Source organism: Pseudoduganella sp. jia 12 (assembly GCF_055502675.1).
Genome location: NZ_JBUXKP010000007.1, coordinates 130,398 through 142,743, shown reverse-complemented (window position 1 = coordinate 142,743; position 12,346 = coordinate 130,398). Strand labels below are relative to the sequence as shown.

Sequence of the window (12,346 nt, the reverse complement as noted above, 5' to 3'; positions counted from 1 at the left end):
GCCGTGGCTCAGCCGGCGCGGCTGTCGAAGCCGGCCTGCGTGGCGCCGTTGACCGCGGACGATCCGTACAGGTGCGGCCGCGGTGCCTGCCTTGGCTGGGGTGCGTGCGCGGCGAACATGCGCTGCACGAAGCGGCGCGTGCGCTGCGCGCCGGCCAGCGCTTCGCCGAGGTGGCGTTCCACGTCGCGCAGGTGCTCGGCAAGGCGGCGCTGCGCCTCGTCGGCGCCATACGTGTTCAGCAGGGTTGCCTTGCCCAGGTCGAGCCCCGTGTCCTTGCCGGTAACGGCGCTGTCGGTGCCGGGCAGGTCCTGGAAATCGTCGCGGATCTGGAACGCGTGCCCGGCCGCCAGCGCAAAGGCGCGCAGCGAGCGGCCCACGCAGTCGTTCGCTTCGGCCAGCACGGCCGCCATGTCCACGGCGGCCCCGAGCAGCAGGCCGGTCTTGCGTTCGTTGGTGGTGGCGATCGCCTCGGCGGAGCGGCCGGCGCCGCCATGCAGGTCTTCATACTGGCCGCGCACCAGGCCTTGCGCGCCGACCGTTTCCGCCAGCGTGGCGACGAGGCGGCCACGTGTGGCGGACGCGATGCCCGGCGCGGAAGCGAGGATGCCGAACGCGCGGCTCAGCAGTGCGACCGAAGCGAGGATGGCGACATCTTCGCCGAACTGGCGGTGCAGCGTTGGCAGGCCCCGGCGCAGGGTAGCGTTATCCATGCACGGCATGTCATCGAGGATCAGCGAGGCGGCATGCACGATCTCGACGGCGCAGGCCACGTCGATGACGGCCGGCGACGAGCATTCGAGGTCCGCCGCCACCAGCATCAGCAGTAACGGCCGCATGCGTTTGCCGGAACCCAGCACGGCGGCGCGCATGGCGGCCGCCAGGCGGTCGTTGCGGTCGCCTTCGGCGGCAAGCAGGTGGCCCAGGCGTTCATCGAGCGCATTGCGCATCGCTTCGAGTTCCGCGGCCGAATGCTCGTGGCCGGACTCGTGGCCCGGCCCGGAGAACCGTCTTTTCTGGCTAGTCATGCCCGCTTCCTTCGTCATGTCCCGATGGGTCATGATAGCGGAAAGGCGTTAGGAATCAGACAATATCTTCAATCGTGCGGTCGTCCTGGACAATAGCGGGTCAATAGTCACTGGTCGTCTGGCGACTGCCGTATCACTTTCCCAAATGGCGCCGTACGGCGCCGATCGTGGGGCCAGCGGCGCTGATTGCATCGGCCAGCTCTTGTTGTGAAACGCCCAGTTCGCGCGTCCAGTAATTGACCTCCCATGCTTCCGCGAGGTTGATCCGGCTGCGGTCCTGGGCATTTTGCAGCAGTGGCCCGGCCGCTTGCGCGGCGGACGGTGCGGGCCGGACGGAATGGGCAGCGGGGACGGCACCCGGCTGCAGGCCAAGAGGGCGCAGCAGCTTTTCAACGGTGGACAGGGTGGGGCTGGTGGTTTCGCGCTCGATATCGGCCAGCGCCCGTGCCGACACTCCGCAAAGGTTGGCATACTCCGCGATCGTGAACCGCAGCGTGGTGCGGATCTTCCGGATCACGGCGGGAATCGGCGTGGAGGGTGCCGCTGCCAGTTCCTCGGCGAGCGCCCGGCGTGCCGTCTGGGACTCGGCTGTCGACAATGGCCTGTAACGCTTGTCCATCAGAGTTTCTCCAACTGCCGGAGAGCTTTTTCCCACGTCTTTGCCAATGGCGCCAGGAACCGCTCTTCGATACCGAGCGACCTTGCGCAATCGAAAAGGCCGGACAATGGTGCTGTCAGCGTGGCGACGCCCGCCCTGACCAGGCGGTTGTCGAGAAGCGCTGCATCGCTTGCTTGGTCGATTGCGCTGGACCAATCGGGCGAGCCGCCATCGTCCCGTTCCCAGCGGATCCGGCGCGCAATGCCATCCGGATGCAGCCACATCGGTGCAAAGTCGAAGACAGGCGTCAGGCCGACGGTGCCATCGGGCTTGCGATGAATCGCCGTGTTGCGCGCGTGATTGTCCTTGTTGCCAAGGACGACGCTGGCGATATCCCGCTTGATGTATTCGATGACTTCGCGTACCGGATCGCTCGCTACCTCGCCCAACCGCCGGCATACCTGGTTATGTGAAGGCACGCCGCCGAAACCCGTGATACCGCACAGGGATGCAACGCTCTCCTGGCCATACCGGATCACCTGGCGACCCGATACGTGCCTGTCGAAGCGAGGTATGAAAAGTGCCCGGCCGCGCAGCGTCAGCTCTGCATGCACATGCAAACCGAGTTCTTTCGCTAGCTGCATGTAGGGCGCCTCAAGGCGCAGGATGTCGGCGAGCGCGGGATCCGTGCCTCGTCCGAACTTGACGATGAAATGCTGGTCCGCCTGCTCATCCGGCAGTGTGTGGTCAAGGTAATAGAGGCCGTCCGATGCGCGCGTCAGCAAGATTTTCGGCCACTCGCCCTGGATGCCCGAGGAACCGGCAAGGAAAAGGCCGTGTTGTGCGAGATACTCATTGAAATCGCCCGCGCGCGACGCGACTTCATCCATGGTGAATCCGTAAGGTGCGGCACCCGACCGCTCCAGGGTCCATTGGTATGCTTCTTTTACGCGCACATTACCGATCGGGTTGCCGGCACCGGCACATAACAGGTACCAGTCGGCGCTCGCCCCGGCCGACGCTGCATGATGCAATTGTCGGAGCAGTTCCGCGCGCCCGTATCCTTGGGGCAAGAGGTCAATCACGAATGGTGGCCACGTGGCCATCGACTGGTTTTGAAAATCGACTGGGGCCGACACGGAAAGTGCCGCCGCATCTCCCCGCCCCAGGTAATTGGCGGCGTACTCCACCAGATATTCCAGGTATGTATGCGCGTCTACCCCATGGTTGACATTGCCAGTGAGCGTCATCAGGGCTGCGTCCCGCCAGGACCCGTCGAGAAAAATCTGGAGTGTGCAGGTAGTGTTCATTTAGGCAGAAGAATAGCATTAATAAGAGATGTCACGCCTTTTTAGTGCTATTAAAATGCCTAACTATACTGAGCCTTATACGACTCCACATATCCATTGGAAGACTTGTTTGACAGACTGCGCATTTTGGTCTTTAATTTCTGTAACAACAGAAAAAAGAGAAAATATGAACCTGAGTCCAACTGAACAGGAGTACGTGCTCTGCCGGGGCGAAGTAGGGACGCGCCGAGGCATCAAACGCACGGTGGCACCAATCCACGCGCTGCTGGTTCCGGCGCCCACGCACGCTGGCAAGTCAAAGGAGTTCCGCGATGTCAACTGAAGCCCTGCATTTCGGCTCCCCCGGCCAGACCGTGCTCGTCACCGGTGCCACGGGCTTCGTCGGCCACCAGCTGGTGGCGGCGCTGCTGGCCGATGGCCAGCATGTGATCGCCATGAGCCGCGACACCGCGCGGGCCGCGCGCCAATTCGGCAGCGGCGTGCGCACCGTGATGACGGTTGCCGAACTGCCGGCTACCGAAAGAATCGACATCGTCGTCAACCTGGCCGGCGCCCGCATCCTCGGCCCGCGCTGGACGAGGAAACGCCAGGCCACGCTGCGCGCCAGCCGCGTGGGCCTGACGAACCGCGTGGTGGACTGGATCGCACAGGCACGGCACAAGCCGCGATTGATGCTGTCCGGTTCCGCGATCGGCTACTACGGCGTGCAGCCGCAGGGCGCATCGACGCCGTTGACGGAAACGGCGCCGCCGCAGCCTGTCTTCATGTCGCAGCTGTGCCAGGAATGGGAAACGGCGGCGCAGCGTGCGGCGGAGCACGGCGTGCAGGTGGCCACGACCCGTTTCGGGCTGGTGCTGGGCCACGGCGGCGCGCTGCCAATGATGCTGTTGCCGGTGAAGCTGGGGGCCGGGGGCCCGATGGGCGGTGGCCGGCAGGCGCTGTCATGGATCCACGTGGCCGACCTGCTGCGTGCGCAGGCATGGCTGGCGCAGCGCAGCGAACGCGAGAGCGTGCACGGCGCGTGGAACTTCACCGCGCCGCAATGCGTGACGCAGCGGGAATTCATCGCTACCGCGGCGCGGCTGCTGCACCGCCCGGCAATCCTGCCCACGCCGGCCTGGCCGGTGCGCCTGCTGCTGGGCGAACAGGCGGACCTGCTGGTGGAAGGGCAGTGCGTGGTACCGGCCAGGCTGCAGCACGAGGGCTTCCAGTTCCGCTATCCGGCGCTGGAAGGGGCCTTGGGCGATCTGCTGTAATGCGGGGGCGCCGCCGTCAGGCCGCCCGGCGCTGCGAGACCGATACCTGCAGCGTGGCGAGCAGTGCATTGGCCTTCGCCAGCGATTCCTGCGCGCGCACATGACCCAGGTCGCCGGCACGGCGGCGCTTGTCGCGATAGCGCACGCACATGTCCAGGGCCTCGCGCCTGCCCTGCGCCGCATCGGCGGCCGTGACGATGTCCGCCTTGCGCAGCGTACTGGCCACGAGCCCGAACAGGTCGGACGGCATCGGAGGGCGGCTCAGTACATCCGCGCTGGAGGCAAAGCCGCTGGCCAGCGCCAGTTCGCCCATGTAGGCCGCATCCGATTCGATCCGTATGGAGCCGCCCGGGATCAACATGATCAGCGGCGCATAAGGCGCCAGACCCGGCAGCACATGGTTCGGGAACACGGTGGCCTGCCAGGCGGTGTTGGCGAGCAGCGCGTAATGGCGGTGGTCGCGCACCGGCGTAAAGCGGGCTTGCCGGAACGGTACGATGTCGACCTTGCCGCGCTGGCTGCCGGTCGCATCGCCCGCCACGTCGACATGCAGCGTGCCGAACAGGAAGGCGCCGTGGAAGTGCGTGCCGTGCAGCACGCCCCACACCAGCCGCATGCTGCCGCCGTGGGCCTGGAACGCATCCAGCGCGCCGAACCCTTCCGCAGCCTGGGGCGGCAGCGTCCCCGCGTCGAGCTGGCGCATGGCCTCGCGTACCGCCTGCGTGATCTCCATGGCCTGGCCGCGCGGGTAGGGCTGGCCAAGCCGGGCAGGGCTGCGCGCCGCAAGCTCGGGGTCGATCCGGGCCCGCAGTTCTTGCATCAGTGCCCGCAGCGCCGGCAATGCCGGCAGCAGGTAGCGTTCGGTCAGGGTCTGCTGGAGCGCGTCGGCAATGCGCGGCTCGTTGGACAGCAGGGGAGGAAAAGACAAATCATGCAGCGGGTTCATTCGAGCTCCGGCAGGGGCGGCTGCGCGCGGCGCCAGCGCAGCATGCCGATGGAAAAGGTGGCAAGATAGCCGGCCAGCAAGCCGAACGCAACGCACGACAATGGATGGCGCAGCACCATCTCGCGCGTGATCAGTTGCGGGAAATCGGATTGGCGGTTCATGTACAGTTCGACGCCGATCTGCAGCACGCGCGCGGCGAACAGCATGCAGACGAGGATGCCGAAGCGTTCGTAGGGCTTGAAGTAGTAGCGCCGGCCGACGGTCTCGAAGCGCGTTTTCTTCAGCGTGAAGAAGCCCAGCCAGCCACCACCCAGCACGCCGGCGCTCAGCGAGGCCAGGGCCGGCGCGTCGTCGTGCAGCGAAGCGGTGGCGCCCAGCAGCATCAGCGGGAACAGCACTGCGCCGGTCCAGTGCTTCCACATCAGCGATTCCTGCCGCGCGAAGAACGGGCGCAGGCGCAGGTAGACCCGCCAGATCAGCAGCGGAATCAGGATCAGCAGGGCCAGGGTGGTCAGTTGCATGGATCGATCAGGTCGGGAAAACGGAAATTGTAACGCTGCGGCGCGATTCCGGGGGGCGTGATAGGGTGATCTTCCAGACAACAGGAGGAATCATGGACCGATTCATGGAGCGTGCAACCGCGCCGATCCACGCGCACCGGGCGCCGGACTTGCCGGTGCCGGTCGACGAACCAATGCCCGATCCGCAGCCGAATCATCCACATCATCCGGATGCGCCGGTGGAGCAGGACGATCCGGTGCCGGACCGGAACCCGGAGTAGATCCGGAGTAGAAGAACCAGGCGCCGTGCAAAGCCCGTAAGAACCGGTGTCGGACACCATTTTCCTTGAAAATGGTGTCCGACACCAATCGCATCAACGTCGCGGGTTCAGTCGAACGCCCAGGTGTACAGCACATCCAGCGCGTTGTTGGTCCCGGTCTGGAACTGCAGCGTGATCCGCTGGTTCAGCTTATAGCGCAGCTTGACCAGCGACGTGGCGCTGCCGGCGCCCTGTTCGAAGCCGAGGTAGGCGCGCGACGACAGCTTCTTGCCCACGGTGACCACGGTGTTTTCCAGGCCGGTGGCATTGCCGCTGCCCTGCGAAACGCCCAGTTCGTCCAGGCCAACCTTGTTGGCGAAGCTGCCGCCGCCCTTGCCGCCGAACAGCGCGCCGGCGGCCGTGCCGAGCAGGCCCATCTCGTTGCCCTGCATGTCGTCCATGCCGTGGCCCAGCACGAGCCACGACAGCTTCTCGCTGTCCGGCACGGAAGGGGTGGACACCAGCCGCGCGGTCGGCGCCAGCGCGGTGCCGCGCACTTCAACGCCGGCTTCCACGTTGGTATCCGACAGCTCCGTGCCTTCCGGCCGCTTGCGCACGGCCAGGATGTTCAGGCCCGGGTTGTCGTATGCGCCGGTGAAATTGATCACGCCGCGCTCGATCGCCAGCTTCTGGCCATAGGCGGCATAGGTGCCGCTGGCCACGCGGATGCTGCCGTTGATGCGCGGCGGGCGGCGATCGGCGATCCGCACATGCACGCCACCCGCCAGGTAGGCATCGAGTCCCTTGCCCTTCAGGCGGAAATCGTTGCCCAGGTCCGCTTCCAGGTCCACGTTCAGCGGCATCGCCTGCGCCGTTTCCTTGATCGTGGGCTTGGTGCGGCCGAGGATCACCACGTCGTCGCTGATCGTCGGCGAATTCTCGTCCGGCAGCTCGATGTCGGCGCGGTCGGCGCGGAACTTGCCGTTCAGCTGGAAGCGCTTCGCATCGCGTATCACCTCGCTGGTACCGGACAGCACCAGCGTGCGGTCGGGCCGCGACAGCGCCTCGAGCTTGTCGGCCGTCAGCTTCAGGTTCATCGTCATCTCGTTGCCTGCCAGGCGCGCCCAGCCTTCCGCATCGGCGCGGCCGGTGCGGCCTTCCAGGTGCAGCTTCTGCAGCGTGAGCCGGTCGCCGGCCACCTGCGCCTGCAATTGTCCATTGCGCAGGCGGACACCCTGGTCGGCCCAATTGATCACGAGGCCGGTGCCGCTCACGTCGCCGTTCAGGGCGGGATTGGCGACCGTGCCGCTGCCGGCGATGGCCGCTTTCAGCGCGCCTTCCAGTTCCAGGCCTTCCATGCCGGCCAGCGGCGACATCCACGCGATCGACGGCACGTCCACGCTCGCCGTCACGGCCAGCGGGCTGTCGCCCGGGATGCGGCCGTCGCGCAATTGCGCGGTGGCGTCCAGCGCGATGCGGCCGGCGCGCGTGCCGGTCATGCCGGCCTGCACCTTCAGGGTGTTGCCTGAAACGTTCACGCCGGCCTGGAGCTGGGAGAGCCCCAGCGGCAGGGGCTTCGCGCCGCCCGTCACCGTGATGTCGCCCTTTTCGCGGAACACGCGCACCGAGCCGTCGAGGGCCGGTGCAGAAGGTGTGGCACCAGCGGCTGTGGCAGGCAATGTCATGTCCAGGCCCCAGTTGGCACCCAGCGTCAGGTCGCTGACGACGCGGCCGCGCCAGGCGTCGGACAACTGCGCGAGATACGTGGCGGGCACGCCGGCCGCCGTGCCGCGGCTGCGCCAGCGGGGGCCGTTCTTTTCCAGGTTTTCCACGCGCAGGCTGCCTTCCGGCAGGCCGATGACGGCGGTGGACAGCGCGATGCGTTGCGGTGACGCCAGGCCCGTCACGCCGCTGCCTTTCGGTGCCGCGATGATCAAGGGGGCGGGCGATTGCAGGGTCAACGCGAAGCGGCCGCGGTTCTGCAGCGTGTCGATGCTGCCGGTCCACGTGTCGTTGGCCCAGCCGCCCCTGATGCGCAGCGCCGCGTCGAAGTCCGGGTTGGCGGCGGACAGCGCGATCGTGTGCGCCGCGCTGGTACCGCTGCTTTGCAGCCGCGCGCGGTCGATCGAGATCGCCGGCGAGCTGTAGCCGGTCACGTTCACGTCCGCCACCAGCGCATCGGCGTTGCCGAGCGTGCCGGTGGCCTTGATCGCACGTACCTGGTGCTGCGTCATCAACCGCAGCGAATTGCCCTCGATGCCGAACGACAGCATGGGTTTCTGCATCGTGCCGCCCAGTGTGCCGGTACCGCGCAGCACGCCGCCGAAGCCGGCGCCCAGGCTGGACAGTTGCGGCGCATCGAGCTTCCAGTTCAACCGGTCGGCCGGTGCGCCGAACGCGCCCTTCGCCTGCAGGCTGTTCGGACCCAGGCGCAGGTCCACATCGGCATTGTCCACGTGGCGGTGGTCCGCCGTCAGCTTTGCATGGCCGGTCAGCGGCGCGTCGACCAGCGTCGACGGCGCGAAGTCGAGGTTCATATTGGCGCGCCAGTCGGCGGCCAGCCGCGCGTTGCCGGAGAACGTGGCGTTCAGGTTGCCCGCCGGCGCGGAGGCCGCGAATGCCGCCGGGTTCACGCGCCGCGCGCTGCCGGACATGGTCACTTCCGGCGCCTTGTCCTTGCCCGCCAGCGCGAACTGGCCGGAGGCGCGGATCACGCTGTCCAGTGCGCGCACTTTCGCGCCCGTCAGGCCAAGGCCGCGTGCTTCGACATCGAAGCTGGTGCGCGGCGCCGCATAGCCACCGGTGGCCACGCCGCTGCCGGCAACCGCGCCGGCCAGGTCGCCGCGCAAGGCGGCGAGGTCTTTCGCGTCGACCTTCCAGTTCAGCTTTTCGGCCGGCAGGCCGAAGTCGCCGCGCGCCTCGATCGTGTTGCGGCCCATCGCCACGTTGGCGGCGATGTTCGTCAGGTGCTGCGCATCGGCGTTCAGCTTGCCGCTGCCCGAGAGCTTCTGGCCCGCGAAAGTCGACGGCCGGATCGTGAACCCGACGGCGGCGTTCAGCTCGGGCACCAGCTTGCCGGCCACATTGGCCACGGCGTTCAGGTCCGCTTTCGGGAAGTCGCCCAGCGCGGCCGGATCGAAATGATCGACCGTGGCCGCCGCCTTGAAGGCGCGGTCGTCCGCCAGGCTGGCCTGGCCGGTCACGCCGATGCTGCCGCGGCCCGCCTGCAGGCGGGCGCGCTCGATCGTGACCAGCGTATCTTTCAGGTTCGCGTGGGCGTCGAGGCGCATGTTCTTCTCGGCCAGCGCGACGTCGAACGTCTGCACGGTGCCGGCGCCGCTGCCCGAACTCTTCGCCGACACGTCGCCGGCGATCGCCGTTGGGTTGGCGGCGCTGTGGAGATGGCGCAGGTCGATACGGTCCGTGTGCAGCCGGATGTCGGCCGTTTCGATGCCGCCGTCCGTTCCCGTGCGTTCCACGCGGCCCGTGCCGGTGAAGCGGCCGGCGTTGCCCAGGTCGATCAGCAGGTTGTCCAGCGTGGCGGTCGTGAGGTTGCCGCCCAGGCGCGCCGTGACGGCCTTCAACGGCAGCAATTGCTGGTCGATCGGGCCGGGGGCCGCGGTATTTTTCAGCTCGAGCAGGCCGCTCACCTGCTGCTGCGTGCCGATATCGGCCTTCACGCGCAAGTCCAGGCTGGCCTTCGGCCACGCCGACTGGAAGCGCGAAGGATCGACGCCATAGGCCCGGATATCGGCTGCGCGCAGCGGGATTTTCTCGAACGGCGTCAGCGTGACCGTGCCGTCGCCGTTGGCGTTCGGCGACGTGCCCTTGATCCCCAGCGTCATCAGCGACAGGTTGCCGGTGGCGGCCACCGCCAGTTGCGCGGAGGGCTGGTCCGGGGCGATGTGCACTTCGGTCAGCGCGGCCTTGGCCTGCACCTTGAACGGTTTTTGCGCGCCGATCGTGCCGTCGGCCGCCACGCGGCCGAACGGTGTCACGGCGCTGGCGCTGGTGAGCTGCCATTGCGTCTTGTCGCCATACAGCTTGGCGCGCACGTCGGTGACCTCGGTGCGGGTGCCGGTCAGGCCCACCATGGTCAGCTTCAGCAGTTGCGCGTCGTCGACCGCGATGCGGAACGGCGGTGCCAGCGTTTCCGGCAGCGTGGTGGGGCTGTCGTCCTCGCCCGTGGTCTGCATCAGCACGGACTGCACGCGCAGCTGGCTGATCTCGATGCCGGACGAGAAGAACTGCAGCGGCGACCAGTCGATGTCGATGTTGTCGGCCGTGATCGTGCTGGTCTTGCCCTTGTAGACGACGCGGCCGATGTGCATGTGGTTGTACAGCGAGCCGGTGACGCCGGTGATCGTGATCGCGCCGCCGCTGGCCTTCGCCACGCGTTCGGCGATCTGCTGCAGCGTGGTTTCGCGGCCCAGCAGCCAGATCGCGCCGCCCAGGACGACAACGGTGATGCCGGTGCCGATCAGCGTGCGGCGCAGCCAGCGGCGCTCCTTGCGGGGCAGGGGCGCATTGTCACCGTCATGGCCGGCCGGGTTGTCGGGGGTGTTGATATCGTCGGCCATCAGAACGTGAATCCAAGTGAGAAGTGCAGGCGAGCCTTGCGCGTCGCGTGACCGAAGGCCACGTCGACATTGATCGGGCCCACCGGGCTCTTGTAGCGGGCGCCGACGCCATAGCCGGATTTCGGGTGGATCTCGGACAGCGAATCGGCGGCATTGCCGGCGTCGTAGAACACGGCGGCGCCCCATGTGGGGCGGAACCAGTACTGGTATTCGGCACTGGCGGTGGCCAGGTAGCGGCCGCCCACGGTGGCCAGGCCTTCCTGCACGCCCAGCTCCTGGTACGCGTAGCCGCGCACGGAATTGTCGCCACCGGCGCGGAACAGGTAGGTGGCGGGCACGCCGTCCTTGCTGCCCGAACGCAGCGCGCCGATCTCGCCGCGGAAGATCAGCAGGTTTTTCGCATCGAGCGGCCGGTAGGTGATGCCGCGGGCCGTGACGCGGATGAATTTCTCATCGGTCAGGATCGGCAGCAGCGCGCCGCCGGCCGTGGCGTTCAGTACGTAACCCCTGGTGGGGAAGATCAGGTTGTCCAGCTTGCGCCACGTGACGGCATAGGTGATCGGCAGGCTCATGGCATGGGTCGATGACGTTTCCGATGTCGCCCCGGCGACCGTGCGGCTCTCGTTCAGGTACTCGGCCGAAATGCTGCGTTCCAGCAGCGGCGTGCCCCAGGCGCGCTTGGCGTAGACGGAAGCGGTGCGCGTGATCTCGCCTTCGATATCGTTGCGCTCCAGCGCGGCGCCGAAGCTGTCGTTGTAGCCATCGGCCGTGGTGGGAAAGTAGAAGTCGCCGCGCGCCGTCTGCTTTTTCTGCTCCACCGTCAGCGCGCTTTTCAGGCGCAGGTGCCAGATCGCCAGGTCGTCATAGGCAAGCGATGTGCGGCCGCCCGTGTTGGTGGAAAAACCCACGCCCACGCTGACGTTCTTGCGCTTGTTTTCCACCACATGCACCAGCAGCGGCACCGGCGGCAGCGTGGCCGGTTGCGGCGCGCCGGCGCTTTGCTCGGCCTGCGCTTCCTGCCGCTCGCCGATCAGCGTATTCAGGTCCGCCGTCACTTCCACGTACGAGAAATAGCCGGTGTCCTGCAGTTTCGACTGGAATGCCTGCAGCTCTGCCTCGCTGTACAGGTCGCCCGGCTGGATCTTGTTGAGGTTACGGATGATTTCTTCCGGATAGCGTTTCAAGCCGTCGATCCGGATTTCGCCGAAGCGCATCTCCGGACCACTGTCCAGCGCCACGCGCAGCAATGCGCGTTTCGTGTCGGGATCGACGGTGGCCACGCTTTCCGTCATCTGCGCGCGCGGGTAGCGGGTCTGCACCACGGCGCGCAGGATCGCGCGCTTGGCGCTTTCCCAGTCGGCCTGGCGGAACACCTGGCCTTCGGCCAGCGGCCAGCTTGCCTTCAGCGCTTCCTTGTCGAACGGCGATTCGGGATTCGATGCAAAGCCATTCAGCACGATTTCAACGGAACCCACCAGTACCGGTTCGCCGGGCGTCACGTCCACGGTTACTTGCGGCGATGTGCCGCTCTCGTCCAGCTGCACGTTGACGGTGGGGGAGTAATAGCCTTCGGTGGCGAGCAGCGTGTTGGCCTGTGCCGGCGTGGTGCGCACCATGCGGCGCAGCTGTTCGATGTCCGTGCGCGGGTTGCCGCGGTATTTCAGCAGGTCGAGGTTTTCTTCCAGCAGCTCGTCGAGGTCGCCCGGCGCGTTGATCCGGACATTGTATTGCAGCCCCTCCGCCGCATAGAGCGCCAGCGGCGCCGCGAGCGCCGCCACGCAGGCCAGCCGCATTACATTTGTGACGAGTTGTGCCAAAATTCGTGATCCCGGTGATGGATGAATGGTTGTTATCGGGCCGATGTTACCGGA

At 66.8% G+C, this 12,346-nt stretch carries 9 protein-coding genes; 2 read left to right on the top strand and 7 right to left on the bottom strand.

The genetic code is table 11. The annotated features are described in order from the left end of the window. Nucleotides 1-8 precede the first annotated feature (8 nt). The 3 genes from ACY65G_RS16950 to ACY65G_RS16940 all read right to left on the bottom strand — a co-directional run bounded on the left by ACY65G_RS16950 (nt 9) and on the right by ACY65G_RS16940 (nt 2,873). Entirely contained in the window at nt 9-1,025 is a 1,017-nt protein-coding gene (locus ACY65G_RS16950) for a polyprenyl synthetase family protein (RefSeq protein WP_464998496.1), read from the bottom strand. Between the two features lie 133 nt (nt 1,026-1,158). After that, nucleotides 1,159-1,644, bottom strand: coding sequence for a DUF3606 domain-containing protein (locus tag ACY65G_RS16945; RefSeq protein WP_464998495.1), 486 nt, complete (start codon nt 1,642-1,644; stop codon nt 1,159-1,161). Continuing rightward, complete coding sequence (locus ACY65G_RS16940) at nt 1,644-2,873, bottom strand: type II toxin-antitoxin system HipA family toxin (protein ID WP_464998494.1); 1,230 nt, start codon at nt 2,871-2,873, stop codon at nt 1,644-1,646. Before ACY65G_RS16940 ends, ACY65G_RS16945 begins: the two co-directional genes overlap by 1 nt. Before the next feature lie 371 nt (nt 2,874-3,244). Between ACY65G_RS16940 and ACY65G_RS16935 the strand changes: the two genes are divergently transcribed. Next, the gene (locus ACY65G_RS16935; protein ID WP_464998493.1) at nt 3,245-4,189 is read left to right on the top strand and encodes a TIGR01777 family oxidoreductase; all 945 of its coding nucleotides are present in this window, start codon (nt 3,245-3,247) and stop codon (nt 4,187-4,189) included. 16 nt (nt 4,190-4,205) lie between these two features. Here ACY65G_RS16935 and ACY65G_RS16930 read toward each other — a convergent pair whose 3' ends face one another. Next, the gene (locus ACY65G_RS16930) at nt 4,206-5,135 is read right to left on the bottom strand and encodes a hypothetical protein (RefSeq protein WP_464998492.1); all 930 of its coding nucleotides are present in this window, start codon (nt 5,133-5,135) and stop codon (nt 4,206-4,208) included. Beyond that, nucleotides 5,132-5,656 (bottom strand): CcdC protein domain-containing protein, encoded by a 525-nt coding sequence (locus ACY65G_RS16925; protein WP_464998491.1) that lies wholly within the window; start codon nt 5,654-5,656, stop codon nt 5,132-5,134. Before ACY65G_RS16925 ends, ACY65G_RS16930 begins: the two co-directional genes overlap by 4 nt. 92 nt (nt 5,657-5,748) lie before the next feature. Between ACY65G_RS16925 and ACY65G_RS16920 the strand changes: the two genes are divergently transcribed. Further along, nucleotides 5,749-5,916, top strand: coding sequence for a hypothetical protein (locus ACY65G_RS16920; protein ID WP_464998490.1), 168 nt, complete (start codon nt 5,749-5,751; stop codon nt 5,914-5,916). Nucleotides 5,917-6,023: 107 nt separating this feature from the next. Here ACY65G_RS16920 and ACY65G_RS16915 read toward each other — a convergent pair whose 3' ends face one another. Next, nucleotides 6,024-10,475, bottom strand: a complete 4,452-nt coding sequence (locus ACY65G_RS16915; RefSeq protein WP_464998489.1) for a translocation/assembly module TamB domain-containing protein — start codon at nt 10,473-10,475, stop codon at nt 6,024-6,026. After that, complete coding sequence (locus ACY65G_RS16910; protein WP_464998488.1) at nt 10,475-12,268, bottom strand: autotransporter assembly complex protein TamA; 1,794 nt, start codon at nt 12,266-12,268, stop codon at nt 10,475-10,477. The genes ACY65G_RS16915 and ACY65G_RS16910 overlap by 1 nt, the downstream gene beginning before the upstream one ends. Between the last annotated feature and the right edge of the window lie 78 nt (nt 12,269-12,346).